At 69.2% G+C, this 24,088-nt stretch carries 28 protein-coding genes and 1 other RNA gene; 12 read left to right on the top strand and 17 right to left on the bottom strand.

Annotation, left to right across the window (positions count from 1 at the left end):
* Positions 1 to 3 precede the first annotated feature (3 nt).
* Both C3L37_RS13075 and C3L37_RS13080 read right to left on the bottom strand, forming a co-directional pair.
* Positions 4 to 786, bottom strand: a complete 783-nt coding sequence (locus C3L37_RS13075) for an ABC transporter permease (RefSeq protein ID WP_129115051.1) — start codon at positions 784 to 786, stop codon at positions 4 to 6.
* A gap of 25 nt (positions 787 to 811) precedes the next feature.
* The gene (locus tag C3L37_RS13080) at positions 812 to 1,756 is read right to left on the bottom strand and encodes an ABC transporter ATP-binding protein (RefSeq protein ID WP_129115052.1); all 945 of its coding nucleotides are present in this window, start codon (positions 1,754 to 1,756) and stop codon (positions 812 to 814) included.
* Positions 1,757 to 1,910: 154 nt separating this feature from the next.
* Between C3L37_RS13080 and C3L37_RS13085 the strand changes: the two genes are divergently transcribed.
* Both C3L37_RS13085 and C3L37_RS13090 read left to right on the top strand, forming a co-directional pair.
* Positions 1,911 to 2,927, top strand: a complete 1,017-nt coding sequence (locus C3L37_RS13085; protein ID WP_129115053.1) for an aldo/keto reductase — start codon at positions 1,911 to 1,913, stop codon at positions 2,925 to 2,927.
* Between the two features lie 42 nt (positions 2,928 to 2,969).
* Positions 2,970 to 3,212: a hypothetical protein gene (locus tag C3L37_RS13090; RefSeq protein ID WP_129115054.1), complete on the top strand. Its 243-nt coding sequence runs from the start codon at positions 2,970 to 2,972 to the stop codon at positions 3,210 to 3,212.
* Between the two features lie 27 nt (positions 3,213 to 3,239).
* Here the strand turns inward: C3L37_RS13090 and C3L37_RS13095 are convergent, their stop codons facing one another.
* Positions 3,240 to 3,893 carry a DUF7546 family protein gene (locus C3L37_RS13095; protein ID WP_129115055.1) on the bottom strand — a complete coding sequence of 218 codons (654 nt, stop codon included), beginning with the start codon at positions 3,891 to 3,893 and terminating at the stop codon, positions 3,240 to 3,242.
* Positions 3,894 to 3,911: 18 nt separating this feature from the next.
* Positions 3,912 to 5,255 carry a heme o synthase gene (locus C3L37_RS13100; protein ID WP_129115272.1) on the bottom strand — a complete coding sequence of 448 codons (1,344 nt, stop codon included), beginning with the start codon at positions 5,253 to 5,255 and terminating at the stop codon, positions 3,912 to 3,914.
* A 185-nt stretch (positions 5,256 to 5,440) separates the two neighbouring features.
* Here C3L37_RS13100 and coxB point away from each other — a divergent pair, with 185 nt between their 5' ends.
* Entirely contained in the window at positions 5,441 to 6,295 is an 855-nt protein-coding gene (gene coxB / locus C3L37_RS13105; RefSeq protein WP_129115056.1) for a cytochrome c oxidase subunit II, read from the top strand.
* Between the two features lie 98 nt (positions 6,296 to 6,393).
* Here coxB and C3L37_RS13110 read toward each other — a convergent pair whose 3' ends face one another.
* Together C3L37_RS13110 and C3L37_RS13115 are read right to left on the bottom strand one after the other, a co-directional pair.
* On the bottom strand, positions 6,394 to 6,822 hold the full coding sequence (locus C3L37_RS13110; RefSeq protein WP_129115057.1) for an adenylyltransferase/cytidyltransferase family protein: 429 nt from the start codon (positions 6,820 to 6,822) through the stop codon (positions 6,394 to 6,396).
* On the bottom strand, positions 6,819 to 7,310 hold the full coding sequence (locus C3L37_RS13115) for a Mov34/MPN/PAD-1 family protein (protein ID WP_129115058.1): 492 nt from the start codon (positions 7,308 to 7,310) through the stop codon (positions 6,819 to 6,821). Before C3L37_RS13115 ends, C3L37_RS13110 begins: the two co-directional genes overlap by 4 nt.
* 93 nt (positions 7,311 to 7,403) lie before the next feature.
* On the opposite strand from C3L37_RS13115, the gene C3L37_RS13120 reads away from it, so the two are divergent.
* Positions 7,404 to 9,305, top strand: coding sequence for a DHH family phosphoesterase (locus tag C3L37_RS13120; RefSeq protein ID WP_129115059.1), 1,902 nt, complete (start codon positions 7,404 to 7,406; stop codon positions 9,303 to 9,305).
* Between the two features lie 24 nt (positions 9,306 to 9,329).
* On the opposite strand, the gene C3L37_RS13125 is transcribed toward C3L37_RS13120, so the two are convergent.
* Positions 9,330 to 10,955 carry a phospholipase D-like domain-containing protein gene (locus tag C3L37_RS13125; RefSeq protein WP_228546224.1) on the bottom strand — a complete coding sequence of 542 codons (1,626 nt, stop codon included), beginning with the start codon at positions 10,953 to 10,955 and terminating at the stop codon, positions 9,330 to 9,332.
* Positions 10,956 to 11,067: 112 nt separating this feature from the next.
* Between C3L37_RS13125 and C3L37_RS13130 the strand changes: the two genes are divergently transcribed.
* On the top strand, positions 11,068 to 11,691 hold the full coding sequence (locus C3L37_RS13130) for an NAD(P)-dependent oxidoreductase (protein ID WP_129115061.1): 624 nt from the start codon (positions 11,068 to 11,070) through the stop codon (positions 11,689 to 11,691).
* 85 nt (positions 11,692 to 11,776) lie between these two features.
* Here C3L37_RS13130 and C3L37_RS13135 read toward each other — a convergent pair whose 3' ends face one another.
* The gene (locus C3L37_RS13135; protein ID WP_129115062.1) at positions 11,777 to 13,198 is read right to left on the bottom strand and encodes a HEAT repeat domain-containing protein; all 1,422 of its coding nucleotides are present in this window, start codon (positions 13,196 to 13,198) and stop codon (positions 11,777 to 11,779) included.
* Between the two features lie 187 nt (positions 13,199 to 13,385).
* Between C3L37_RS13135 and dpsA the strand changes: the two genes are divergently transcribed.
* A complete protein-coding gene (gene dpsA, locus C3L37_RS13140; RefSeq protein WP_129115063.1) occupies positions 13,386 to 13,931 on the top strand; it encodes a DNA starvation/stationary phase protection protein DpsA in 546 nt (181 codons plus the stop codon).
* A 162-nt stretch (positions 13,932 to 14,093) separates the two neighbouring features.
* On the opposite strand, the gene C3L37_RS24385 is transcribed toward dpsA, so the two are convergent.
* Both C3L37_RS24385 and C3L37_RS13145 read right to left on the bottom strand, forming a co-directional pair.
* A complete protein-coding gene (locus C3L37_RS24385; RefSeq protein WP_164974736.1) occupies positions 14,094 to 14,258 on the bottom strand; it encodes a hypothetical protein in 165 nt (54 codons plus the stop codon).
* 82 nt (positions 14,259 to 14,340) lie between these two features.
* Positions 14,341 to 15,015, bottom strand: coding sequence for a DUF7504 family protein (locus C3L37_RS13145; RefSeq protein WP_129115064.1), 675 nt, complete (start codon positions 15,013 to 15,015; stop codon positions 14,341 to 14,343).
* A 124-nt stretch (positions 15,016 to 15,139) separates the two neighbouring features.
* Here C3L37_RS13145 and C3L37_RS13150 point away from each other — a divergent pair, with 124 nt between their 5' ends.
* Together C3L37_RS13150 and C3L37_RS13155 are read left to right on the top strand one after the other, a co-directional pair.
* The gene (locus tag C3L37_RS13150; RefSeq protein WP_129115065.1) at positions 15,140 to 16,231 is read left to right on the top strand and encodes an NADH:flavin oxidoreductase/NADH oxidase; all 1,092 of its coding nucleotides are present in this window, start codon (positions 15,140 to 15,142) and stop codon (positions 16,229 to 16,231) included.
* A 74-nt stretch (positions 16,232 to 16,305) separates the two neighbouring features.
* Complete coding sequence (locus C3L37_RS13155; protein ID WP_129115066.1) at positions 16,306 to 17,037, top strand: DUF7547 family protein; 732 nt, start codon at positions 16,306 to 16,308, stop codon at positions 17,035 to 17,037.
* Positions 17,038 to 17,166: 129 nt separating this feature from the next.
* Here C3L37_RS13155 and C3L37_RS13160 read toward each other — a convergent pair whose 3' ends face one another.
* Positions 17,167 to 17,544 carry an OB-fold domain-containing protein gene (locus C3L37_RS13160; protein ID WP_129115067.1) on the bottom strand — a complete coding sequence of 126 codons (378 nt, stop codon included), beginning with the start codon at positions 17,542 to 17,544 and terminating at the stop codon, positions 17,167 to 17,169.
* Positions 17,541 to 18,698 (bottom strand): thiolase family protein, encoded by a 1,158-nt coding sequence (locus tag C3L37_RS13165; RefSeq protein WP_129115068.1) that lies wholly within the window; start codon positions 18,696 to 18,698, stop codon positions 17,541 to 17,543. The genes C3L37_RS13160 and C3L37_RS13165 overlap by 4 nt, the downstream gene beginning before the upstream one ends.
* A 152-nt stretch (positions 18,699 to 18,850) precedes the next feature.
* Here C3L37_RS13165 and C3L37_RS13170 point away from each other — a divergent pair, with 152 nt between their 5' ends.
* From C3L37_RS13170 to C3L37_RS13180, 3 genes are all read left to right on the top strand, one after another.
* Complete coding sequence (locus C3L37_RS13170) at positions 18,851 to 19,270, top strand: DUF7548 family protein (RefSeq protein ID WP_129115069.1); 420 nt, start codon at positions 18,851 to 18,853, stop codon at positions 19,268 to 19,270.
* Positions 19,271 to 19,408: 138 nt separating this feature from the next.
* Positions 19,409 to 19,720, top strand: an RNA gene (gene ffs, locus C3L37_RS13175) — signal recognition particle sRNA.
* Positions 19,721 to 19,799: 79 nt separating this feature from the next.
* Positions 19,800 to 20,084 (top strand): DUF7111 family protein, encoded by a 285-nt coding sequence (locus C3L37_RS13180; RefSeq protein ID WP_129115070.1) that lies wholly within the window; start codon positions 19,800 to 19,802, stop codon positions 20,082 to 20,084.
* Positions 20,085 to 20,092: 8 nt separating this feature from the next.
* On the opposite strand, the gene C3L37_RS13185 is transcribed toward C3L37_RS13180, so the two are convergent.
* The gene (locus C3L37_RS13185) at positions 20,093 to 20,782 is read right to left on the bottom strand and encodes a protein sorting system archaetidylserine synthase (RefSeq protein ID WP_129115071.1); all 690 of its coding nucleotides are present in this window, start codon (positions 20,780 to 20,782) and stop codon (positions 20,093 to 20,095) included.
* Positions 20,783 to 20,876: 94 nt separating this feature from the next.
* Here C3L37_RS13185 and C3L37_RS13190 point away from each other — a divergent pair, with 94 nt between their 5' ends.
* Positions 20,877 to 21,296 carry a cupredoxin domain-containing protein gene (locus C3L37_RS13190; protein ID WP_129115072.1) on the top strand — a complete coding sequence of 140 codons (420 nt, stop codon included), beginning with the start codon at positions 20,877 to 20,879 and terminating at the stop codon, positions 21,294 to 21,296.
* 113 nt (positions 21,297 to 21,409) lie between these two features.
* Here the strand turns inward: C3L37_RS13190 and C3L37_RS13195 are convergent, their stop codons facing one another.
* Genes C3L37_RS13195 through C3L37_RS13210 form a run of 4 tightly spaced genes read right to left on the bottom strand, consistent with a single transcriptional unit; the run spans position 21,410 to position 24,068 of the window.
* Complete coding sequence (locus C3L37_RS13195; RefSeq protein WP_129115073.1) at positions 21,410 to 22,063, bottom strand: 30S ribosomal protein S3ae; 654 nt, start codon at positions 22,061 to 22,063, stop codon at positions 21,410 to 21,412.
* Positions 22,060 to 22,293, bottom strand: coding sequence for a KEOPS complex subunit Pcc1 (locus C3L37_RS13200; RefSeq protein WP_129115074.1), 234 nt, complete (start codon positions 22,291 to 22,293; stop codon positions 22,060 to 22,062). The genes C3L37_RS13195 and C3L37_RS13200 overlap by 4 nt, the downstream gene beginning before the upstream one ends.
* Complete coding sequence (locus tag C3L37_RS13205) at positions 22,290 to 23,564, bottom strand: exonuclease RecJ (RefSeq protein ID WP_129115075.1); 1,275 nt, start codon at positions 23,562 to 23,564, stop codon at positions 22,290 to 22,292. The genes C3L37_RS13200 and C3L37_RS13205 overlap by 4 nt, the downstream gene beginning before the upstream one ends.
* 39 nt (positions 23,565 to 23,603) lie before the next feature.
* Positions 23,604 to 24,068, bottom strand: coding sequence for a 30S ribosomal protein S15 (locus tag C3L37_RS13210; protein WP_129115076.1), 465 nt, complete (start codon positions 24,066 to 24,068; stop codon positions 23,604 to 23,606).
* Positions 24,069 to 24,088: the final 20 nt, after the last annotated feature.

Genomic DNA, 24,088 nt, shown 5'->3' on the forward strand with positions numbered 1-24,088 from the left:
CGATCAATCGGTCCGCGGGATCGCGTACGCGCCCGCGAGGAAGAACAGGAGGGCGAGCGCGGCGAGGACGGCGAGGTCGACCGACGCGGAGCCGCTGCCGGTCGGTCCGGTGCCGCCGACCGGGTCGTACGTCACCGCCCGCACGCCGCGCGCGAAGTACGTCAACGGCGAGAGCGCCAGCGCGGGACGGAACCACGCCGGGAGCAGGTCGGGCGTGACGAACGTCTCCGAGAGGAAGAGCAGGGGGAGCGCGATGGCGTTGCTCGCCGCGATGACGCCGTCCTGCGAGTCGGCGACGCGGCCGATCACCGCGCCGAGGCCGCAAAAGAGCGCCACGCCGAGCCCGACGAACGGGACGAGAAGCAGCAGATCGACGGAGAGAGGGATCGCCGCGCCGGTGACGAGGGCGATGAGCGCGAGCAGGAGCAGGCCGGCGAGGCCGATGACGACGACGTTGACGAGCGTCTGCCCGAGGAGCCACTCCCAGCGCCGCTGCGGCGTCGTCGCCAGCTTCTCGAACCGGTTGCCGTCGCGGTGGCGCGCGATCTCGCTGCCGACTCGCGACAGCGGCGTAAAGAGCACCACGACCGCGAGGTACCCGGCGACGTAGTAGCCCGGCGGCTCCGCGAACAGGCCGCCGCCCGTCGGCTGCGTCTCGACGAGCACCCCGAAGATCACGACGAGGATCGCCGGGAAAAAGAACGTGAAGAAAACCGCCGTCCGCCGCCGGAGGAAGGAGGCCCACGCGGCGCGGAACTCGGCCGCGACGCGGCGCGCGGCGGTCATCGCGCACCTCCCGCGAGCGTCGCGGTCATCGCGCGCCCCCCGCGGGCGTCGCCGCCCGGCGTCTCCGCCCGTCCTCGAACGCTTCGCCCGTCAGCGCGAGGTACACGTCTTCGAGGGTCGGCTGCGTCCACGCGAGCGAGTCGTACTCGACGCCCGCCGCGTCGAGCGCGGCCACCGCCTCGCCGATGTCGGCCGGGGCGACGCCGTGAACCACCAGCTCGCCCGCGGTCGCCTCGACCCCGAACCCGACGTCGGCGACCGCCCGCGCCGCCGCCTCCGCGGCCGACGTTCGCACGACGAGCCTGCTCTCCCCGCCGTGTTCGGCGACGAGCCGCCCCGGCGTTCCGACGGCGACGAGGCGGCCGTCGGCGAGCAGTCCGACGCGGTCGGAGAGGCGCTCGACCTCCGCCATCGAGTGGCTGGTGAGAAAGACGGTCGTCCCGCCCGCCGCGAGGTCGGAGAGCAGCGCCCACAGCGCCCGCCGACCCGCCGGGTCGATGCCGGTCGTCGGCTCGTCGAGAAACAGCGCCGCCGGGTCGTTCACGAGCGCGATGCCGACGCAGACGCGGCGCCGTTGGCCGCCGGAGAGGTTCTCGTACCACGTGTCCGCCGACGCCGCGAGGCCGACGTCGTCGAGGACCTCGTCCGGATCGCGCGCCTCGTCGTACAGGCCGGCGTAGTAGGAGACCAGTTCGCGGGCGGTGAGCCGCTCCGGCGGGGAGAACGACTGCGGGAGCAGCCCGATCAAACCGGCGTCGACCGCCGTCGGCTCGCCTCCGAGGACGCGGACCGACCCTTCGTCGATCGCCGTCGTCCCGGTGAGCGCGCGGACGAGCGTCGTCTTCCCCGCGCCGTTCGGGCCGATGAGCCCGAACACCTCCCCCGCGTCGACGGACAGCGAGACGCCGTCGAGCGCGACCGTGTCGCCGTAGGTCTTGCGCACCCCGTCGGCGACGAGTGCCTCGTCCATGCCCGACCCTCGCGCCCTCCGGGAGGTAAGGCTTCCCTTCCGCTCCGACGGCCGACGACCTCGCGTCCGCACGTTCGCGGTCGCGTCCGCGTTCGCCGGCCGCTCGATTTCCGCGACTGCCACCCTTTTGACGGCGGCGGCCGAGGTGTCGGGCATGGACTACAGACAGCTCGGTTCGACCGGTACGCGGGTTTCGGAACTCTGCTTCGGCACGTGGCGCTTCGGCCGCGACACCGGCGACGGCGACGAAACGGACCGCGACGAGGCCCACGACCTGCTCGACGCGTTCGCGGCGCGCGGCGGCAACTTCGTCGACACCGCGAACGTCTACGGCGACCCGAACGGGACGAGCGAGGAGTGGATCGGCGACTGGCTCGCGGGACGCGACCGCGAGGACTTCGTGATCGCCTCGAAGGTGTACTTCCCGTTCGACGAGGACAACCCGAACGGTCGGGGGCTCTCTCGGACGCACGTCAGAAACCAGATCGACGGCACCCTCGAACGGCTCGGGACGGACTACCTCGACCTCTACTACATCCACCGGTGGGACGAGAACACGCCGATCGAGGAGACGCTCTCCACGCTGTCCGGACTCGTCGAGGAGGGGAAGGTGAACTACCTCGGCGCGAGCACGATGGCGGCGTGGCAGCTGACGAAGGCGCTCTGGAAGAGCGACGTCCACGACTGGGCGCGGTTCGACGTGACCCAGCCGCTCTTTCACGCCGGCTACTACGAGGACGTGAAGGGCTACCTCGACGTGTGCGCCGACCAGGACGTCGCGGTCTGCCCGTACTCCCCGCTCGCGGGCGGATTCCTGACGGGCAAGTACGAGCGCGCGGACCCGGACGACCCGCAGGAGGTGACCGCGCCGGACGGCTCCCGCGGCAGCTTCGACGAGTACTTCGCGGATTACTACGTCTCCGAGCGCGGCTGGCACGTCCTCGACGCGATCCGCGAGGTCGCGGACGAAGTCGACGCCTCGCCCGCGCAGGTCGCCCTGCGCTGGCTGATGGACCAGCCCGATTTCACCTGCGTGCCCATCGTCGGCGCGCGAACGGTCGACCAGCTCGACGAGAACGTCGACGCCTGCGAGATCGACCTCTCCGACGAGCAGTTCGAGCGCATCCTCGACGCGCGATATGACGAGGAGGGGAACGTTATCGGTCACTGACGGGCGCGAGGTTTTCCCGTCGGCGGCCGTTACTTGGAGTCCATGGCTCGCTCCACCTCCGAGGACGACCCGTGTCCCGTCTGCGGACAGCCCTACGACCGCCTCGTCCGCGTCGCACGCGGCGTCGGGTGGAACGACCTGTACCCCGGCTCGCCGTTCGACTACTTCGAGGCGTACCAGCGGCGCTGCGCGGCCGACTACGACGTCGAAGCCGACGAGAAACTCCCCGCGAGGGAGCGCGCGATCTACCTCCACGCCGGTCGGCGGAGCGTCTCGGTTCTCTGAGATTCACGCGACTCCGGCGCTATCGCCTCACCGGCCGAACGGTCGCCAGTACAGCAGCGCGACCGTGACGAGGAACACCGCGGTCGAGAGGTCGTACGAGAGCGCCGTCGCCGACGCCGCGAGCGCCGTTCCGCTCCCGAAGACGCCGGTCGCGACCGAGGCGATGATCGGCCACGAACAGGAGACGCAGGAGAGCAGACCGAGGACGCCCGACACCGCAGCGCCGGCGGCGTCGACGACCGTCGCGTACACGAGGTACGCGAGCGCGACGTAGCCGACCACCCGGGCGGGCATGAGCACGAGGTTCACCGACTCGCCGGCGTACACCAGCGCCGGGCCCCACCCCGGCGGGAGCCACGCGATTCGAAACCCCGTCGCGACGTGCCCCGCGCCCGCGACGAGGCCGCCGGCGACCGCGAGCGCGACGAAGTAGCCGGCGGCGACGGCCGCGGCCTTCCGCTTCGTCGCCCGTCCCGCGGGGGCGACGTCCGTCCGCAGGATCGCCCACGCGCCGACGAGAACCCACAGCAGGCCGTAGACGGTGTACCGGAGCGGTTCGATCGATCCCTCGGTGAACAGGACGTACGCCAGCGTCAGGAGGACGACGGAGTTCAAGAGCAGTCCGCCGTAGAGCAGGGTTTCGCGCGTCGGCCGGAGTCCGGTTGCGGTGACGGTACTCATGGTGGGGATCGGATGGGGTCAGATCGCGAGCGCGTCGACGACGACGGCGAGGAGCAGACAGCCGAGGTAGGCGTTGGAGGCGTGGAACGCCCGGAACGCCGCGGCCTCCGTCTGCTCGTAGTGGAGGCGGACGACCGCCCAGAGGAAGATCGCGCCGACGGCGACGCCGGTGACGACGTACAGCGGCCCGAGCGATCCGACCGCCGCCAGCACGCCCGCCGCGACGAGCGTCGCGCCGAGGTACCAGAGGATGTGCCGTCGGGTGGCGGTCTCGCCGCGGACGACGGGCATCATCGGGAAGCCGCCGCGCGCGTAGTCGTCCTTGTACGCCAGCGCGAGGTTGTAAAAGTGCGCGGGCGTCCACAGGAAGATGACCCCGGCGAGCACGAGGCCCCCGAGGCCGATCTCTCCCGTCACGGCCGCCCAGCCGATGACGGCCGGGAGCGCGCCGGCGAGCCCGCCGATGACGGTGTTCTGGACCGTGTTCGGCTTGAGGACGAGCGTGTAGACGACGCTGTAAAAGAGGATCGCGACGAGTCCCAGCGCCGCCGCGAGGAGGTTCACGCTCGCGAAGAGCGCGAGCGAGACGGCCGCGAGCGCGACGCCGAACGCCACGGCGTTTCGGACGGGCACGAGTTCGGTCGCGAGGGGGCGGTCGTTCGTCCGGGACATGCGCCGGTCGATGTCGCGTTCGAGGACGTGGTTGAACGTTCCGCTCGCGCCGATCGCGATCGCCCCGCCGCCGAGGGTCGCGAGGACAGTCCGCGGGGAGAGGCCGGGGCCGCCGGCGAGCGCCATCCCCGCCGAGGCGACGAGACAGAGCAGCCACATCAGCCGCGGTTTCATCAGCCGGAAGTAGGCGGCAGCCGTCGCCTTCGCGCGGACGATCGGGTCGGACGGAAGCGTCGGTTCGTCCGCCGGCGGCGGCAGGTCCGGTTCGGGCGCTCGTCCGGGAACGTCGCCCGGATCGCCCGTCTCGGCTTCGAGGGTCCACGCGAGCGCGGCGAGGAGACCGCCGAAGATGACGATCGCGACGACGAGGTGCACGGCGGAGAGCGTGACGTCGCCGCCGATCGTCGCCACGAGCGCGCCGAGTCCGGCCTGTATCGGGTACAGCGCGAGGGACGTTCCGAGCGCGGCTTTGACGCGCGTCGAAGCGCCGCGTCGCCAGCCGAGAACCGCCGTCGCGACCACGAGCAGGCCGACGAGGAAGGCGACGACCCGGTGGCCCATCGCGACGGAGCCGTCGATCGTCGTCGGGACCGTCCAGCCGTCGCCGCAGGCGGGCCACGCCGTGCAGGCCGCGGTCGCGTCGGTGAGCGCCGTCGCCGCGCCGACGACGAGCAGGAGATAGACGCCCATCGCCGTCGCGGCGAGCAGCTCGGGGAAGGGATCTCGTCTCTCTGTTGCTACCACGTGTGGGTCACTTGTCGTCGCTTGGAAACGGCGGTACTTAGGCGCGCCGTTTCGTCCGACGGCGTTCGAGAATCGCTCGCCCGGCCGGAGTCAGCAGCTATTTACGTCGTCTATTCTAAGCCCCGAACAGCATGAAGCGTACGCGTTACGCGCTCGTTGCGTTGCTCTCGGCGGTGACGCTCGCGCTCGCCGTCGAGCCGGCGGCGGCGCAGACGTCCACCTCGTCAGGCCTCATAAACGAGCTGAACCTCAAGCTGCTGTACGTCGCGATCCCGATCACGCTTCTGGTCGAGGTCATCCTCATCTACACCGTGTTGAAGTTCCGGAACAACCCCGATCCGAAGCCGACGAAGGAGAACCGCCGGCTGGAGATCACCTGGACGATCGCGACGGCGATCATCCTGCTTTTCGTCGGCGTCGCCTCCTACGGCGTGCTCGCGGACCCGGCCGTCACGTACATGGAGGACTCGCAGGATCAGGAGGCGGGACCGGGCCCGAACGACGTCGTCGTCAACGCGGAGGCGTTCCAGTGGGGCTGGGAGATGACCTACCCCCGTGAAAACGTCACGAGCGGCGCGACGATCGTCCTCCCGCAGGGTCAGGACGTGTACATACAGGTGACGTCGCGCGACGTGATACACGCGTTCCACGTGCCCGATCTCGGGTTGAAAATGGACGCCATTCCGGGCGAGCAGAACACCATCATGACGACGCCGCTGGAGACGGGCGAGTACCAGGGCTACTGCGCCGAGTACTGCGGCGTCTCCCACTCGCAGATGTACTTCACGGTGGAGGTCGTCCCGCAGGACCAGTACCAGCAGTGGCTGCAGGAGCAGCGCAACTCCGGCGGGGACGGTGACGGCGGTAACCAGAGCGCCGGCGGCAATCAGAGCGCAGGTGGGAACCAGAGCGCCGACGGGAACCAGTCCGGCGGCAACAGCTCGGCGGTGAACGTGCCGCCCGCGCTCGTCGCGCTCGGCAACTGATCCCGCGTCACGTTTCCGGTCTTTTCGCGGCGTTCCCGCCCGACGGTCGGCGGGGCGCTGCTCGTCGATCGCGTCCTCGACGGGGAGCTGCGCTCCGATCAGCCGCGTTCCCGGAGGATCCGATCGATGATTCTGCCGGTTGACAGCAGTTCGTCGTCGTATCGCTGCTCGCGCGGGGACGCGCGCCTGACCTCGCAGTCGATCCCCCGCTCCGCGAGGGCCGCCTCGATCGCCGCCTCGTCGTGGTGCTGATCGTATCCCAGCGCGATGACGTCCGGGCGGATGCGCTCTATCGGGACGAAGATGTCCTCCGGGTGGCCGAGGTGCGCCTCGTCGACGACGGAGAAGGCGGCGACCATGTCCCGGCGCTGTCGGCCTGGGAGGATCGGTTTCCGCTTGTGCGTCACGTTCGCGCGCCGGGCGACGATGACGTGCAGTTCGTCGCCCATCGCCGCCGCGTCTTCGAGGTAGTGGAGGTGTCCGGGGTGGAGGATGTCGAACGTCCCCTGTGCGATAACGGTCGTCATAGGTCGTCGGAGAGTTCCTCGTCGATGTCGGCCTGCGTGAAGTCGAAGAACGATTCCGGATCCGGGAGGTCGACGTCGATCACGTCGAGCGCCGTCGGTTTCCCCTCCCGGTCGAACGCGCGCCAGTCGGTCCGGCGGTACGGCGCGCCGACGATGACGTGAACGATGCCCCGCGTGAACGTCGCGAGGTCGGCGTCGCTCGGTCGGAGCACGCCGTTCGGGTGCGAGTGGATGGAGCCGACGGCGCGCATGTCGTTCGGGATCAGGCTCGTCCGCACCGTTGCGCTCACCGGATTCGACTCCGTCGCCGGAACGACGAGCACGTCGGTGATGACCGTCCCGTCGCGATCGAGTCCCAGCCGTCGGGCGTCCTCGCCGCGCAGGAGCCCCATGTACTCGTTCGGGTGGGACTCCTCCGACGCTTCGAGCGCGAATTCGAGCGTCTCCTCGGCGATACCGAGGAGGTCGCCCGACCGGAAGAGGCGCATGTCCGTTCGTGGGGCGCGTCGCCTTCTAAGGGTTCCGGAAGGTCTCGGAGCGATCATGCAAAGCTTAACTCCCGCCCCCCACTTAGCTCGCCCATGACCGATGCAAACGCCGGGGATTCCGGCAACGGGTCGGATTCGCGGTCCGTCGTCTACGATCTCGCGCCCGCGTGCGCGGCCGACGACGTCGAGGTGAACGCCCGATACCACGCCGTCGTCAACGGCGTCGTCGACTACGGCGTCTTCGTCGACGTCTCCGACAGCGTCTCCGGGCTCGTCCACGAGTCGAACCTCGATCGAACGTACCGCGTCGGCGACCGGCTCATCGTCGAACTGGTCGAGATAAAGGAGAACGGCGACATCGCCTTCGACGTCGTCGATCCCGGACAGTATCGAACCGTCACGGTCGACTGCGCCCCCGAATCGGTGCCGATCGCGTCGCTCGCACCGGGGGAGGACGCCGTCGTCGAGGGTGCGGTCGTCCAGATCAAACAGACCGGCGGGCCGACCATCTTCCACGTCAACGACGGAACGGGAATCGTCGCCTGCGCAGCCTTCGAACAGGCGGGAGTGCGCGCGCACCCCGACGTCGAAGTCACGGATCTCGTCCGCGTCAACGGGTCCGTCGAACGACACGACGGCGCGAAGCAGATCGAGGCCGACTCGCTCGATCGGCTGACCGGCGAGGCGGCCGAATCGGCCCGCGCCGACCTCGACGCCGCCCTGAAAGAACGCGCCGAACCGAACGACGTCGAACCGCTCGTCGAGTGGCCCGCCTTCGAGAAGCTTCGATCCGACATCGAAACCGTCGCCCGTCTCCTCCGACGGACGGTCCTCGAAGGCCGACCGATCCGCGTGCGCCACCACGCCGACGGCGACGGAATGTGCGCGTCGATCCCGGTTCAGCTCGCGCTGGAGAACTTCATCGCCGAGGTTCACGAGGACCCCGACGCCCCCCGTCACCTGTTCAAGCGGCTGCCGAGCAAGGCTCCCTTCTACGAGATGGAGGACGTCACTCGCGACCTCAACTTCGCGCTCGAAGGACGCGCCCGCCACGGACAGAAACTCCCCTTCCTCCTGATGCTCGACAACGGGAGCACGGAAGAGGACGTCCCAGCCTACGAGAATCTCGCCCACTACGACATTCCCATCGCGGTCGTCGACCACCACCACCCGGATCCCGAGGCGGTGGAGCCGCTGCTCGACGCCCACGTGAACCCCTACCTGCACGACGAGGACTACCGCATCACGACGGGCATGATGTGCGTCGAACTCGCGCGAATGATCGACCCCGACCTGACGGACGGCCTCCGGCACGTCCCCGCGGTCGCCGGGCTCTCGGACCGCTCGAAGGCCGAGGTGATGAGCGACTACGTCGCGCTCGCGGAGAGCGAAGGGTACGGCCGCGATGACCTCGAAGACATCGGCGAGGCGCTCGACTACGCGGCCCACTGGCTTCGCTACGACGCGGGCGAGACGCTCGTCAACGACGTGCTCAACGTCGGCTGCGAGGACGAAACGCGCCACCGCGAGCTCGTCGACTTTCTCTCCGAGCGCGCGGAACGCGACGTCGACCGCCAGCTCGCAGCGGTCGAGCCGCACGTCGACCACGAACGCCTCGAGAGCGGCGCGCACCTGTACACCGTCGATCTCGACAACTTCGCCCACCGATTCACCTACCCCGCACCGGGCAAGACCACCGGAAACCTCCACGATCGAAAGGTGATGGAGACGGGCGAGCCCGTCATCACGGTCGGCTACGGACCGGACTTCGCGGTGCTCCGATCGGACGGCGTCCGGCTCGACATCCCCCAGATGGTCGCCGAACTCAACGAGGAGGTCACCGGCGGCGGCGTCAACGGCGGCGGCCACCTCGTCGTCGGCTCGATCAAGTTCGTCAAGGGCATGCGCGAGGAGGTCATCGACAGCCTCGTCGACAAGATGGCGGACGCCGACCTCGACGAGGAGCTGTCGAGCACGGTTACGATCGACTCCTGATCGAGATCGGGATCGGACTACCCGTCACCCCTTTTCGCCCCCTCTCGTTTCGGCCGCGAATCCGATCCTTCTGCGGGCGTACGCGAGCGCCCCGAGGACGACGGCGACGACCGCTGCGACGAGGCCGACCGGGATCGGTGGTTTTCCGGTGTCCCAGTCGGCTTCGAACACGCCGCGGTAGTACGCGGCGGCCGCCTCGCTCTCGAGCACGAGCGCGACTTCGCGGTTCTCCCGGACGGAGGCGTTGTTCCAGTTGACGCTGCCGAGGACGACGCGGTCGTCGACGACGATTCCCTTCGCGTGAATCTTCTCGTACCGTCCGCGCGGCTCCGCGATCTGCGCCTCCAGCGGGAGGCTCCGCCGCTCCGCGTACCCGTTCACCGAGTCGACGAGGGCGCGATTATCTTCCTCGACGTACCACGCCCCTGAGAGGAGAATTCGAACTCGGACGCCCCGCTCCGCGGCGCGGACGCTCGCCCGGAGAAACGGGTGCGTCCTGTCGTCCACCGTCGGCTGGACGACGTCGATCCGCTCCGACGCGCCGTCGAGTTCGTCGACGATCGCCTCCTCGGCGTTCCCCGGAGCCGTCACGACGCGCACGCGGTCGACCTCGACCCGCTCGGTCTCGACGCGCGAAGCGTACCGTCCGTCCGCCGGCTCCGACTCGACGAACGTTTGCCCCCGCCTGAACTCGCGCCACGGCGTCGAGTCGCGCCAGCCGGCGTCGGCGTCGAACACTCCGGCGAGTTCGGCGGCGGTGTCGCTCGACTCGACCTCGACGCCCCATCCGCGGCTCCCTCTGCCGCCGGTTCCGGACGGTTTCCAGTTCTCGGTCATCACGAGCGCGCGGTCGTCGACGACGGCGTACTTCGGGTGGTGGAACGCGTACCGAGCCCGCTCGCCGCCGATAACCTCGACCTCGACGCCCGACGCGGTGAGCCGGTCGAGCACGGTCGCCTCGCGCGCCGCGATCCCACCGACCGGGGCATCGTCGACGAGCACCCGGACTGAGACGCCTCGCTCTACAGCCGCGACGAGTTCGTCCGCGACGTCGCGGGAGGTGAACGTGTACGCCGCGAGGAGAATCCGACGATCGGCGCGTCGGAGTGCCGCGGTCGGCACGGCCGGATCGTCGGGAAGGACGAACGCGCGGGCCGTCGCGGGCCCCGCGTCGACCGCCGATCGTGGCTCGTATCCGAGCGGTCGCCAGCGCGGCTCCCCGTCCCGTATCCACCGCTCGCCTTCGGGAGCGTCGTCGTACGAGACGGCGTCGACGGCGTCCCCGTCGCGGAGGAGTCGGACGCGTTCGCCGTCGTTCGCCAGCGCGAGCCGATCCGACACCTCGACGACGCGATGGTCGGTGCTCTCGGCGGCCGAGTCCGGGTCCGGGCTGAGCGCGACGCGACCGCTCGTTCCGTCCGGGATTCGAACCGTCGACTCCCCGTCGGCGAGCGACCACCCGTCCGACGCGTTCGGAAGCGTCACGACGACGAACTCGCCCCGGTCCTCGTCCACGACCGGATTCGGGTAGAGTTCGACGATTCGCGCGCCGTCGGCGTCGGATCGACGGGGCTCGCGCTCGTCGGCTCCGGCGGCGATCGACGCCGAGAGGACGAGCAGACAAACGACGCAGGCTACGACGCGGGACACGGAACGCGGTGGTTCCGTCATCGGATATAAGATCTACCCCGAAGTCCTGTCGTCACGACAATTTCCGGATAGGTGCGGTAACTATAGGGGTGTCGAGGTGCCAGTGAACGTGATGAACGTTGCGCTCTTCGGTGCGGACGGCCGGACGGGTCGCCGCCTCCTCCTGCGGCTTCTCGACGTGGGCCACGAGGTCACGGCGCTCACGCGATCCCCGGCGCGCCTGCCCGACCGTTCGAACCTCCGGACGATGCGCGGGGACGTTCGAGATACGGCGCTGGTGCGAGAGGCCGTCCGGAGGCAGGACGCGGTCGTGAGCGCACTCGACGGACTGACGGACGGAGCGGAACGCGTCCCCGTCGTTTCGACCGGAACCGCGAACGTCGTAGACGGGATGCGAGCGACCGACGTCGGTCGGCTGGTCGTCGTCACGGGCGCGGGGATCCTCCAGTCGCCGGCTGGTCGCCTTCGGCTCGACGATCCTCTCTGTCGGTCCTTCCATCCGGAACTCGAGGCCGAACACCGCAAAGTCTACGACACACTCTCGGACACGGGTCTGGCCTGGACGGCCGTCTGCGCTCCGACGATCACGGACGATGGGGCGATCGGCGAGTACAGAACCGCGGTCGAGACGCTCCCTGAGGGAGGAACGCGGATCTCGGCGGACGACCTCGCGGCGTTCGTCGCGGCGCACCTCGACGAACGGTACGTCGGAAAACGGGTCGGAATCTCGTACTGAACCGCTCGAACTGCCGCGCCGAACGGGTCGCGGCTCCGCGCCGATCGGCCGGAAGGTTACGCCAGCGGCGACCGTCGGGGGCTGATCACGCGGGTGATTCGACGCGCAGCGCGTCGGCGGCCTTCTCCGCCTCCGTCTGTACGAGAAACGTCCGATCGTCCGCGTACGCTGCGGCCGCTTCGAGCGCCTCTTTCGTGCCGATCCGTCTGAGCGCCCACGCGGCGCTGGCGCGGACGTTCGAGTTCTCGTCGTCCGAGAGGACGTCCGAGAGCGGGTCGATCGCGCGGGTGTCGCCGATGAGACCGAGCGCGCGGGCCGCGTGCGGTCGGACGTTGTCGTTGTCCATCACGAGCTTGTTCGCGAGCGCCTGCGTCGCCTCCTCGCTGCCGATCTCGCCGAGCGCCTTGAACGTCACCTTCTGGAGCGCGGGGTCTTTGTCCGCGTCGACGTAGTCGAGGAGCGTCTCGACCGCATCCTCGGCGGCCATCTTCCCGAGCGCCGTGATCGCCGGCTTGTCGCGCTTCTGGGCGCGCTGGTGCATCGCGTCGAACGCGCGCCGGTCGTTCATCCGGGTGATCGCTTCGAGACAGTGCTCCTCCATGAACTCCGACCCGAGCAGATCGAGCGCGAGCAGGATCATCTCGACGTTTCCGCGCTGTTCGTGCTCCTTGAGCGCGCTCCACTCCGGTGGGTAGTCCTTGTAGTGGCCGAGCACGTCGTAGAATCCCTCCGCCTGGAGCTTCTCGCGGACCTCGAGGTCGTCCCACTCCTCGGCGTCTTCGAGATCCGACGCCAGCTCCTCGGCGGCGTCGAGGAGCGCCGCGATCGTCTCGTCGTCCTCGTCCGGATCGAGGTCGGCGTCCTCGACGGCGTCGGCCGCCTCGGAGAGGGCGGCGACGAGCGTCGCTTCCTCGTCGTCATCGACCGATGAGACGTCGGTTCCGAGGATTTCGTCGACGGACGCGGTGAAGTTCTCGACCGCCTCGACGACCTCGGGTTCGCCCTTCTCCGTCCAGCGGGTGTCCTCGACCTTCGACTTCGATTCCTCGATCGACTCGATCACGTCCTCGGCGTACGGGCCGCGCTCCTCCTCCAGGTCCTCGCGGAGGTCGGAGAGACGCGATTCGAGCACCTCCTCCGGATCCTCCTCCTCTTCGTCCTCGGGCTCCGGGAGGTCCGTCGCTTCGAGGTCCGCTTCGACGAGGTCGAGTGCGGCCTCGACTTCGTCGAGATCCGACTTCGTCTCGGCGGCTTCGAGATCCGATTCGGCGGCGTCGAGTCGCTCGTCCAGACTCTCGGCGGTGATTTCGGTCGCCGGCTCCTCCGCGCTCTCCGTCTCTTCCGCGCCTTCCACCTCCTCGGACTCTTCGTCGGACTCCGAAGCTTCGTCAGCTTCGGACCCTTCCGGCTCTTCGTCGACTTCGTCTTCCGGCGTTTCCTCTGCCGCCGACTCCTCCGGAGTCTCCTCGACCTCGGCCTCCTCGGGCTCGTCGTCCCCGTTACTCATATGCCGAACGTCCGTCGGTGAGCGAAAAGAGCGTTTCCATTCGCCGCTTGGACGCAACAAACGGGAGCCGTCTCTCCGATTCGCGGCGGCCGAGGTGACACAACGCACAACAATTTTTTAGGAAAACCAAAAAAGCGTTTCCGGCGTGTGAATCTTTAAGTGGATGGCGCGCGTACGACGAACCGTCATGAGCACGCAAAAGACGGTCCGACAGCCGGCGGGCGAGGTCGAGGAGAACGCCCTTCGCATCGGGACCGACAAGGCCGAGCAGATCATCGACGCGCTGAACACGGACCTCGCGAACGCGTACGTCCTGTACCACCAGCTGAAAAAGCACCACTGGAACGTCGAAGGCGCCGAGTTCCGCGACCTGCACATCTTCCTCGAAGAGGCCTACGAACACGCCGAGGAGGGTGCCGACATCATCGCCGAGCGCGCGCAGGCCCTCGGCGGGGTCCCGGTCTCGGGCCCGGCGAACCTCGAAGAGCGCGCAACCGTCGAGTTCGAGGGCGAGGACGTGTACGACGTTCGAACGTCGCTTCAGAACGACCTGGGCGTCTACGGCGACATCATCGAGGACATGCGCGAGCACATCCAGCTCGCGGACAACCTCGGCGACTACGCCACCGAAGAGATCCTCCGCGAGATCCTCGTTCACGTCGAAGAGGACGCCCACCACATCGAGCACTACCTCGAGGACGACACCCTCGTGCTCGAATCGGCGACGAAGTAAGCCGGCGCGCCTCAGTTTTCCCATCTTTCTCGCGTCGAGCGACCGCGCTCGGACGGTGCAGACAGAGAGGAGCGGCGGCCGCACGCGGCGGAAACGTTCGATCGACGACGGAGGAGACCAGACTGTGGACGGCGGTGCAACAGCAGACGAGAGAACTCGGGACTACCGCTCGAGCGTGACCGTGAGATCGGTCGCGATCCAGCCGTCTTGGTTTCCGTCCTCGGTGAAGACTGTGCGATTCGGAGAGGTACGACACGCCGAGATACAGAAGTCGGGATCTCTCGGTTCCTCCACGAGGTCTCCGTCGCGGGCGTCGGTGACTGCCATGGGCGGACTTAGGCGTGCCTAAAGGTATATACGTTTTGGTTGGCCTAAATCCGTGGGCAACCGCTCTGCAACCCGGCGGTCCTCAGAACGGAAGCCACCCGCTGCGGTAGTCACGCTCGGGAAGGTGCCACCGCTGTTCCGGTCCGTCGCGAACCCGCAGTTCGATCACGGCGTCGAAGAGCGGGGCGAGTCGGAGCGCGATCGGATCGTCGCGTTCGACGCCGAGATGAAAGTGTACCATCCCGGCGACGGCCCGCGTGCGGCTCGCCAGTTCGTTCACGAATCGGTGGACCGACTCCTCCCGATGCGCGGACAGAAGCGGAGAGAGGGAGTCGAAACAGACCCGGAGTTCGCCGGGATCGAGGCTCCCGGCGCGCGACTCGAACGTCCGGATCTCCTCCCCGACCGCGCGCGCGAACTCGCCGAGCCGATCGGACCGGACGCGTCGGTGGGGGAGGGAGTCATCGACGTCGACCGGTCCACCCGTCGACGCCGCGTATCGGGTCGCTGCCGCCCGCGAGACGACGCGAACCGTATCGGGTTCCGTCGGTCCGTTGCCGAGCCGCTCGTGAGTGTACGTCCGGTCCGTGAACACGAAAAGGCGTCGACGCGGTCGGACTACGGCGTCGCCGAGCAGTCGAGCCGAAGCGGTTCGTCGGGCCTGCGCCGACGGTGCTCCGACGACCAGTATGCCACAGCCGCCGCGTTTCAGTTCGTCGAGCGACCGAGCGAACACGTCCTCCTCTCCGGACTTCATCCCTTTTCGTTCAATATATTGAACTACTTACACAATAAGTGTTGTGGGTCATCTCCTCTCGAAATAAACATTCCAGCGGGCGCGATTCAACACCGATTTTATCGTTTGGCCCGTACGCGAACCGATGACGGATTCGTTATTCGATGAACTGACAATACGCGGGACCACGATTCCGAATCGGGTGATGGTTTCGCCGATGTGCCAGTACTCGTCGACGGACGGGCTGGCGACCGACTGGCACCTGGTTCACCTCGGTAGCCGCGCCGTCGGTGGCGCGGGCGTCGTCATGACGGAGGCGACGGCGGTCGAGCCGCGTGGACGCATCTCGCCGCAAGACCTCGGTATCTGGACCAGCGAACAGGCCGACGCGCTCGCACCGACCGCGGCGTTCATCCGCTCGCAGGGAAGCGTTCCGGCGATCCAGCTCGCCCACGCGGGTCGAAAGGCGAGTACGCGCCGACCGTGGGAAGGCGGCGGTCCGATCGCGCCGGCCGACGGCGGTTGGGACGTCGTCGGCCCCGGCGACGAGCCGTGGCCGTACGACGGCGAAGACGCGGACGTGCCGCGCCTGCGAGCGATGACGACGGCGGACATCGACGACGTGATCGACGCGTTCGCGAGCGCCGCGGAGCGGGCGCTCGCCGCCGGTTTCGAAATTCCCGAGGTGCACGCCGCGCACGGGTACCTCATACACGAGTTTCTCTCGCCGGTGACGAACGACCGCGAGGACGAGTACGGCGGGAGCTTCGAGAACCGGACTCGCCTCCTGCGGGAGGTGACCGCGGCGGTCCGGGCGGTCTGGCCCGACGACAAGCCCGTGTTCGTCCGCATCTCGGCGACGGACTGGCTGCCGGATCGGGACTCGTGGGACCTCGAGCAGTCGATCCGGCTCGCCCCGATGCTCGGGGAGGTTGGCGCGGATCTCATCGACGTGAGCGCGGGCGGCATCCACCCCGATCAACGACTCCCCGGGACCGGACCGGGGTATCAGATCCCGTACGCCGAGGCGATCAAAGCCGAGACCGATCTCGCGGTGGGCGCGGTCGGCGGCATCACAACGCCGGAACAGGCGGACCAACTGGTCAGGAACGGCCGCGCGGATCTCGCCATCGTCGGGCGCGAACACCTCCGTGATCCCTACTTCACCCTTCACGCCGCCGGCGCGCTCGACGCCGACGTCGAGTGGCCCGTCCAGTACCGGCGGGCGACGGACTGACAGACGCCTGTGCGGCCTCGAGTCGCCGCGTCGACGGTCCAACGCTTAAGCCGGCGGCGACGCTACCGGTGCGTATGAGCCGCCGCCGCGACGAAGACCACGACCGTCGGGATCGAATCCGGGACGACGATCTCGCGGACCTCCTCGACGACCTCGGAACGACCCTCGAAGAACTCAGGCGCGAGCTCCGCGCGTCGCCCGACTACCGACGGGGCCGCCGGAGGCGTCGCTTTCGCCCCCCGACGCCCCGCGAGATCCTCCGGTTCACGGAGGAGTACACCATCCCCACGGTCATCGCGGTTCTCGAGGCGAACATCCGCGCGCTCGAACTCCTCGGACGCCTGCTCCGACTCGCCGATCCCGAGCGCGCGCTGCGCGAGGAGTCCGACGCCGCGCGAACGCGGATGGACGCGGTCCGTCGGGACGCGGTAGACGGGTTGGAGGGGGCGCTTTCGGAGCTTCGCGCCGCGCTCTCGGAGGCCGATCTGCCCGAGAATCCCGAATCCCGCTCGATCATCGAGGACGCGCGCGAACTCGCCGACGAGATCGAATCGCAGATCGCGGCGGGGAGGGACCGTGCGAGGGATCGACGCGAGTCGGATCGCGCGGGGGGAATCTCGATCGCCGTCGACGAAGAGGACCCAGAGACGCCGCCGGACGCCTCGCGGGGGGACGAGACGACGGACGACGACTCGGAGGACGACGCGCCGGGGGTGGACATCGACGCGGAACTCGACTCGATTCGCGACGAGCTGGAGCGGGCCGAACGGGGAGACGATTCCGCTCGCGACGGAGACGACGAGTAGCGCGTCGTGGCGGACAGACGGTGCGGGCGAACGCGCGACGGGTCACCGTGCACCCGCCTCGGCCGTCGCGCGACGACTCGTCAGATCATGACGACGCTGGTCCCGCTCTCCGATAAAAAGGTTCGGCGATCAGATCGGTTCGAACCGAAACCCGTCCCACTCCTGACTGTCCGGTTCCCGGATCCCCGCGCCCGGCTCTCGAAGCTCCTCGGCGTACACCGGCCGTACCTCGTCGCCGATCTCGGCGTCCGCCGTCGTCAACTGGCCGATCGCGCGCACCGGCTCGCCCTCCACGTCGAACTCGACGATGGCGAGGGAGTTCGGCTCTCGGACGCCCGGCGGCGTCGCGGTGCTCGTCGTCCAGGTGACGACCTCGGCGGTGTGTTCGCTCAGGTCGACCGTCCCGACCGGCTCCTCGCCGTCGGGTCCGATCGGGTGGCCGGGGTAGGTGATGCTCCCGTCGGGGTAGCGGTACGCCTCCATGGTTCGCTCTCCGTCTTCGCTCATTCGCTCGCCTCCATGATCGTGGTGATGACGCAGTTTCCGAATCCACCGACGTTGCACGCGAGGCCGACGTTGGCGTCGACCTGTCGCGGCCCCGCCTCTCCTGTGAGCTGTTTGTAGATCTCGTACGCCTGCGCGACCCCGCTCGCACCGAGGGGGTGACCCTTGGACTTCAGTCCGCCGGAGGTGTTGATCGGGAGGTCGCCGTCGCGGTCGGTGACGCCCTCTTCGACGGCCTTCCAACCCTCCCCCTTCTCGAAGAAGCCGAGGTCCTCGCTCTGGAGGAACTCGAGGATGGTGAACATGTCGTGTAGCTCCGCCACGTCGACGTCTTCGGGGCCCAGATCCGCCATCTCGTAGGCGATCTCGCTCGATTCGACCACGCCGCGCATCGTCGTCGGGTCCGCGCGCTCGTGGACGACGTGGGTGTCGGTCGCGCCGCCGATGCCCGCGATCACGGCGTACTCGTCGGCGTACTCGCGGGCGACCGATTCGGGGCAGAACATGAGCGCCGCGCTCCCGTCCGTGATGGGACAAAAGTCGTACAGGCGCAGGGGGTCCGCGATGATCGGCGAGTCGAGGACGGTGTCGAGATCGACCTCCTTGCGGAACTGCGCGTGGGGGTTGTCCACGCCGTTTTTGTGGTTCTTCACGGCGACCTTGCCGAGGCTCTCGCGGGGCGCGTCGTAGGTGTGCAGATAGAGGCGAGCGGTCAATCCGGCGAAACTCGGCAGCGTGACGCCGTGTTTGTACTCGACCGGGTGGGTCAGCGAGGCGATCACGTCCGTCGACTCCGCCGTCGAGCGGTGGGTCATCTTCTCGCCGCCGACGAGGAGCGTCATGTCGCTCGCCCCGGAGGCGACCGACTGCCAGGCGGCGTACACGCCCGCCCCGCCACTGGAACTCGTCTGGTCGATCCGGGCGGTGTACGCCGGGACGGCCGCGAGGTCGTGAGCCAGCGCGTTCGGGACGCCGGTTTGCCCTTCGAACTCTCCGCTGGCCATGTTCGAAACGTAGAGGTGCTCCACTTCGTCGGGAGTGACGCCGGCGTCGTCGAGACAGGCCCGCCCGGCCTCCGCGAGGAGGTCTCGAACCCACTCCCCCTCGCGCTTGCCGAACCGGGTCATCGACGCGCCGACGATGGCTACGCGATCCATAGCCGCAAGGGTGCGGGCCACCCGCTTACCGTTTTTCCTTCCGCGCGCGACCGTCGGCCGCGGAACCAACTCCTCGTGACGACCGAAGGACAATTCCCCGAGACCCGTCGCGTCTCAAACCATTTATCCCGCGAGCCGCCGGAGGTGCGCGCATGGACACCGAGGAGGTCGCCTCGACCGCCGGCGTCGTCGCCTGTCTGATCCTGCTCGCCGCGGTCGTCGTGCCGTACGGGGTTCTCACAGCCCCGGCCCACCGCATCGGCGAGTACTACGCGTCCGGACCGGTCGGCGCGAACGTGCTCGCGTTCCTCGCGCTGGTCGGCGCGGTCGTCTTTCTCGCGGGTCGGAACGGGCGAACCGAACCCGACCTCGCCGCCGGAATCGCGCTCGTGCTCGGCCTTTCGGCGTTCGGTCTCGCGACCCTGTGGGCGCTCTCCGTGGAGCAGGCGGTGATCTTCAGCTTCCCGGCGGCGGACGCGTGGATCGAGTCCCACCGCTGGGTGACCGTCGCCGCATCCGCGTTCGTCGCGCTCGCGGCGGTCGTCTACTCGCGGGCGGCGCTATCCGCCTGAGGTACGAACGCCGACGTCTCGCGGCCGATGCCGCGCCGCACGCGTGCGGCGCGTCGACGGAGGCGTCGAACCGCCGCGCCGTCGGTTCGTTTTCCGCGGGCGAGTCGAAAGGCCCTTAAGAGGGAAGCGGGTACGTGGTACTGGACTAGGTCGGGCAGTTAGGCCCTGCTCCTCACCCGCAATAGAGTCTTTAGCGGGGACCGAACGCCGGGGGCGTCCGGTCAGACCGGTGCGGGCCCCGGGAGCCAACGTCGAAGCCTCGTCCTACGGGGACAGCGGTCCGCGGCAGCCGCCCGCAGGGGCGGTGCGTCGCGGTTCGCCGACGACACCCCGTCAGGCGCGGAAGCGAGCAGCGGACCGTCGGACGTGCGTCGCTCGTAGGGTCACGGGGTGGAGGAGGCAACCGGGATTACCCGCGCCGGAACGCCGGGCAATCCCGGCCCGTCCGCACTCATACTTTCATCGTAGCGTGGCGGGAGTCGCAGGCGCAATCGGTAGCTTCGACTTCCGTCCGTTCCAACGCCCCGTCATGAGCGACGCGAACGCGGACGAGATCGACGCCAGGTACTACGAGACCGACGCGGAGCGGATCGTGGAGTTCGTCGCCGACGGTCGGACCGCGGTCGTCGCGCAGAACCGCGAGGGGTACGCGATGCTGGCCGTTCGGTCGTCGCCCGACGGCGACGAGCTGGAGCGGTACTACGGGTTCGACATGGCGCTCGACCACGCCGCGGAACTGCTCCGGGCGTCGCCGCGGGACCTGCCGGTTCCGGACGAGGCGTCGGACATGGGGCTGTCCGCGACCCGCGACTGAGGACGCGACTACGTGCGCCAGTAAAACCGCGGGCCGAGGGTCAGGTACGCGAGCGCGAGAAACAGGAGGCCGAACGCGAACACCTCGCCGGGGAAACCGGGAAGGACGATGGCGAGCCCCTGAACGACGCCCATCACGGTCGCGTCCTGAGGATGGAGGTCCGGGTAGTTCACCGTCGTCACCATGAGTATCGCGAGCAGCGCCGTCAACCCGACGAGCGCCGTCGGGCTGACGAGCCACCCGGCGAGCACGCCAGCGGCCAGGATCGTCGCGGCGAGGGTGGTCTGGACGCCCTCCGTCGAGTCCGCGTCGCCGTCGTAGGCGGTGTACAAGCCCAGCCGAACGACCGCCATGGCGACGAAGATCGCCGGGAAGCCGACGCCGGCGACGAACCAGACCGGCTCCGACCCGAGGGTCCACGACTCCCGGACGACGGCCGCGACGAGGATCGCGGGCGCGACGCCGAAAGAGGCGACGTCGGCGAGCGAGTCGAGGTACTCGCCGGCCGGCGTTCCCCCCAGCCGACGGGCGATGACGCCGTCCAGCCCGTCCGCCATCGCCGCGAGGAGGATGAGACGGGCCGACAGCGACGGATCGACGGCCGCCGCGACGGCCGCGAGAAAGCCCAGCGCGGCGTTCGTCACCGTCACGGCGTCGGCGAGGCCGAGCCGGCCGACGAACCGGACGAACCGTGACATACCTCGGCTGTGGGCGACCGGTGGTATACGCTTTTACATCGGCTTCGGCGCGCGAACCACGCCGCCTTTACCCGTCGGGGTTCGAGGGTCGAGCATGAACAGGCGGACGTTTCTCGCGAGCGCCGGGCTCGCGGGGGTCGCAGGGCTCGCGGGCTGCGCCGCGCTCCAGTTCGGCGGAAATCGGGACTTCGACGTCGGCATGACCGCCGAGACGTTCGACCCGGCCGAACTCACCGTCTCCGTCGGCGACGAGGTGGTGTGGATGAACACCAGCTCGCGCGCGCACACGGTGACCGCGTACGAGAACGCCATCCCCGAGGAGGCCGAGTACTTCGCGAGCGGCGGCTTCGATTCGGAGCGCGCCGCCCGCGAGGCGTGGCGGCAGGGGGGCGGCGCGCTCGACAACGGCGAGACGTTCAGCCACACCTTCGACGCGCCCGGGCGCTACGAGTACGTCTGCGTCCCCCACGAGATGGCGGGGATGGTCGGCACGGTCGTCGTCGAAGAGGGCTGATCGCCCCGGTCGGGATCGGGTCGCGTCGCTCGCGGTCGGAGCGTCGAGCGTCGTCGAGAACGACCCGTCAAAAAACGCGATGCGAAACCGACGTCCCCCGGCGACGCGCCGAGTTACTCCCCTTCTGCTTCCTCGACCGCGACGTCGGACTCGTCGACGTCGACTGCGGTCTCAGCTTCCTCTTCGACCTCCTCGGGGTGCGCTTCGAGCGTCAGCTTCTGCACCTCGACGCGGCGAAGCGGGTAGATCGACTTGGCCTCGCCGTAGATGGCCGACGAGAGGCGGCCGTTGACGACGCTGTCGACGAGCTGCTCGAACGTGCGGTCGTCCGCGGCGTCCTCGACGAGGTCGATCATGACCCGTCGGATGGCCTGCTCTTGGCTCCGGTCGGCCTTCTTCGTGGTGAACGCGACCGGCTGGATCTGCACCCGGTAGTCGTCCGTCGTCAGCACGGTGATGTTCGCCTCGACCTTCGACGCGCCGCGGCGCACGAGGCTGCGCAGGTAATCGCGCGTCAGTTCGTGCTTTACGAACTCGGTGTACGCGGCGTCGCTGCCGACGTCCGTCACCTTGAACGTGAGTTTCGTGTTGTTCGCCCCGGCGTCGTTGGTGAGCTCGCCGAGCGTGACCTCGATGGTTCTTCCCTGTACTTTCTCCGGTTCGTCGGCGACGGTCTGGCCGAGCTCCGCCCGGTCGAACTGCTCGGGCGCGAGCACGGCGTACCATCGCTTTCCTCGCTTCTGTCTGGATACTGATCGTTCGCTCATGATTGTGTGTCGTCTTCGTTCGCTAACTGTACGACGGTCTCCGCGACCGTCAGGTTCACCACGTAATCGTCCACCGTCGACTGCAGGCCGCCGGTCGTCTCCCGCGCGATCTCCGTGACGACGGCGTCGCCGTCGACGCTCGTCCGCATCGAGTCGGTGTTGTCGGGGACGATCGCGGCCGCGACGAGCGCCGCGCGCTCGTGTCCGGTTTCGATCCGCGCGCGCCTCATAGCGCCTCCCGGAACGCCGCGACGAACTCTTCTGCCGTCCCGTCGAACCGCGCGTCGCCGCGCGTGGCGGTTCCGTTCCCGACCGCGGTCGGTTTCGTTCCGACTCCGCTTTCGGCGAGTCGCTCGACCGCCGTCGCCACGACGGCTCCGAGATCGAGCGGTTCGACGCTCGCGGCGGCCGCAGCCCCGTCGACGACGACGAGGGCGACCGGCTCCGGAGATCGGAAGTCGCGGAGCAACCGGGCGACTGTGCCGAGCGCGGACGGGGGTGCGTCGGCCGGCGGGCGGGCGACGAACACGCCGTCGTACCGGGCGGTCGTCGCGCCGCGGAGCGCCGCGTGCGCCGCCCGCGCGTGGTCGCGCCACGCGTCGAGGGCGGCGGTTCGAACGCTCGCGTTCGTCCCCTCGGCGTCGTGGCCGAGCGCCAGCGCGACGCCGACGCCGGGCCGCTCGCGCGCGACCGCGTCGAGCACGTCGGCGTAACCGCCCACCGTCTCGAACGGCCCGTCGGGCGTCGCGTGCGGCCGGAGCGCGCGCTCGATCGCCTCCGAGGCTCGCGGCGTCGCGTCCTCGACCGCGGTGGCCTCCACGGCCACGAGCGAGGCGATCCGACGGTGTGCGTCCTCGTCCAACTCCGCCGGGAGGCCGAGCTCGGCGAGCGCCGCGCGGACCCGCTCCGGCTGTCCCGAGACGGGCGCGTGGACGAGCGTCGTGTGCGCGACGCCGTCGGCGACGTCCGCGGTGGGGACGGCGACGCCGGGTCGGCGTTCGACGACCCCGGCGCGGTCGGCCGCGTCGAGGATCGGCGCGCTCCCGTCGCCGTCGACGGTCCCCCCCGACGCGACGACGCCCGCGAGACCGAGCGCGGGATCCGGATCGGTCCCGAGTTCCCGCGCGATCTCGAAGGCGACGACGCTCGCCGGGCGGGACGCGCCGGCGGCGACGCGCTTCGGGCCGCGATCGTCGCCGTCGTCTTCGTCGCCGCCGTCGCTCCCGTCGCCATCGAGGCGACCGTCCGCCCCGACGGCGGGCGACGAGCCGACGACGAGGTCCACGCCCGCCGCGTCGCCGCCGGGGATGGAGACGTCCTCGGGCGACGCGCGGACGTGGAACGGGACGCGGACGTCCCGGAGCGCCCGCGCGAGGATGCCACTGGCCGCGAGCGAGTCGCCGTCGGCGCGCGCGGCGACCCGAACGAACGGCGCGTCGCGGAGCGCGGCGGCGATCTCTGCGGCGGGGGCGTCGTCCCCTGCGGAACGTGCTGTCGACATTTCGGTGAGTGCGTGGGTCGTGATGAGCCGCGTTTTCGGCTATTCGAGGAGTTCCCGCGCCTCGTCGTACCGGTACGTGAAGTCCGCTTCGAGCCTGTCGCCGCGGTAGTACTTCACGAGACGGCGGATCTTCGACTCGGTGTTCTGCAGGGCGCGTCGGTTCTGGTTGTCCTGCGGGTTGCGCTCGGCGTGATCGCGCAGGCGGAGCGCCCGCTCCATCAGCTTCCGGAGGTCCTCCGGAAGCTCCGGCTCGGCATCGTTGTCCTCCAGAATCTCGGTGACCTTCTTGCCGGTCGCGAGCTTCACGTTCGGGATCGGCGTGCCCTTCACGCCCTCGTCGCGGAGCTTCAGGCCGATGACGCTCGGGTCGTGACCCTGCTCCGCGAGCTCGACGACGCGCGATTCGATCTCCTCTGCGTCCACGTCGCTCCACTCCGGCGGTTCGTCTGCCGCGGGGCGGTCCGATCCGGACTGCCCTCGACGGCGGGTGTGCATTCGTGCCATGGTTTCGAATTGGAACGCAC

This window comes from Halegenticoccus tardaugens (genome assembly GCF_004116405.1).
Lineage (GTDB): Archaea > Halobacteriota > Halobacteria > Halobacteriales > Haloferacaceae > Halegenticoccus > Halegenticoccus tardaugens.

Bases quoted from the DNA above. Each gene is read 5' to 3' on its own strand.
- C3L37_RS13075 (WP_129115051.1), bottom strand. From the start codon at position 786: ATGACCGCCGCGCGCCGCGTCGCGGCCGAGTTCCGCGCCGCGTGGGCC.
- C3L37_RS13080 (WP_129115052.1), bottom strand. From the start codon at position 1,756: ATGGACGAGGCACTCGTCGCCGACGGGGTGCGCAAGACCTACGGCGAC.
- C3L37_RS13085 (WP_129115053.1), top strand. From the start codon at position 1,911: ATGGACTACAGACAGCTCGGTTCGACCGGTACGCGGGTTTCGGAACTC.
- C3L37_RS13090 (WP_129115054.1), top strand. From the start codon at position 2,970: ATGGCTCGCTCCACCTCCGAGGACGACCCGTGTCCCGTCTGCGGACAG.
- C3L37_RS13095 (WP_129115055.1), bottom strand. From the start codon at position 3,893: ATGAGTACCGTCACCGCAACCGGACTCCGGCCGACGCGCGAAACCCTG.
- C3L37_RS13100 (WP_129115272.1), bottom strand. From the start codon at position 5,255: ATGGGCGTCTATCTCCTGCTCGTCGTCGGCGCGGCGACGGCGCTCACC.
- coxB (WP_129115056.1), top strand. From the start codon at position 5,441: ATGAAGCGTACGCGTTACGCGCTCGTTGCGTTGCTCTCGGCGGTGACG.
- C3L37_RS13110 (WP_129115057.1), bottom strand. From the start codon at position 6,822: ATGACGACCGTTATCGCACAGGGGACGTTCGACATCCTCCACCCCGGA.
- C3L37_RS13115 (WP_129115058.1), bottom strand. From the start codon at position 7,310: ATGCGCCTCTTCCGGTCGGGCGACCTCCTCGGTATCGCCGAGGAGACG.
- C3L37_RS13120 (WP_129115059.1), top strand. From the start codon at position 7,404: ATGACCGATGCAAACGCCGGGGATTCCGGCAACGGGTCGGATTCGCGG.
- C3L37_RS13130 (WP_129115061.1), top strand. From the start codon at position 11,068: ATGAACGTTGCGCTCTTCGGTGCGGACGGCCGGACGGGTCGCCGCCTC.
- C3L37_RS13135 (WP_129115062.1), bottom strand. From the start codon at position 13,198: ATGAGTAACGGGGACGACGAGCCCGAGGAGGCCGAGGTCGAGGAGACT.
- dpsA (WP_129115063.1), top strand. From the start codon at position 13,386: ATGAGCACGCAAAAGACGGTCCGACAGCCGGCGGGCGAGGTCGAGGAG.
- C3L37_RS24385 (WP_164974736.1), bottom strand. From the start codon at position 14,258: ATGGCAGTCACCGACGCCCGCGACGGAGACCTCGTGGAGGAACCGAGA.
- C3L37_RS13145 (WP_129115064.1), bottom strand. From the start codon at position 15,015: ATGAAGTCCGGAGAGGAGGACGTGTTCGCTCGGTCGCTCGACGAACTG.
- C3L37_RS13150 (WP_129115065.1), top strand. From the start codon at position 15,140: ATGACGGATTCGTTATTCGATGAACTGACAATACGCGGGACCACGATT.
- C3L37_RS13155 (WP_129115066.1), top strand. From the start codon at position 16,306: ATGAGCCGCCGCCGCGACGAAGACCACGACCGTCGGGATCGAATCCGG.
- C3L37_RS13160 (WP_129115067.1), bottom strand. From the start codon at position 17,544: ATGAGCGAAGACGGAGAGCGAACCATGGAGGCGTACCGCTACCCCGAC.
- C3L37_RS13165 (WP_129115068.1), bottom strand. From the start codon at position 18,698: ATGGATCGCGTAGCCATCGTCGGCGCGTCGATGACCCGGTTCGGCAAG.
- C3L37_RS13170 (WP_129115069.1), top strand. From the start codon at position 18,851: ATGGACACCGAGGAGGTCGCCTCGACCGCCGGCGTCGTCGCCTGTCTG.
- C3L37_RS13180 (WP_129115070.1), top strand. From the start codon at position 19,800: ATGAGCGACGCGAACGCGGACGAGATCGACGCCAGGTACTACGAGACC.
- C3L37_RS13185 (WP_129115071.1), bottom strand. From the start codon at position 20,782: ATGTCACGGTTCGTCCGGTTCGTCGGCCGGCTCGGCCTCGCCGACGCC.
- C3L37_RS13190 (WP_129115072.1), top strand. From the start codon at position 20,877: ATGAACAGGCGGACGTTTCTCGCGAGCGCCGGGCTCGCGGGGGTCGCA.
- C3L37_RS13195 (WP_129115073.1), bottom strand. From the start codon at position 22,063: ATGAGCGAACGATCAGTATCCAGACAGAAGCGAGGAAAGCGATGGTAC.
- C3L37_RS13200 (WP_129115074.1), bottom strand. From the start codon at position 22,293: ATGAGGCGCGCGCGGATCGAAACCGGACACGAGCGCGCGGCGCTCGTC.
- C3L37_RS13205 (WP_129115075.1), bottom strand. From the start codon at position 23,564: ATGTCGACAGCACGTTCCGCAGGGGACGACGCCCCCGCCGCAGAGATC.
- C3L37_RS13210 (WP_129115076.1), bottom strand. From the start codon at position 24,068: ATGGCACGAATGCACACCCGCCGTCGAGGGCAGTCCGGATCGGACCGC.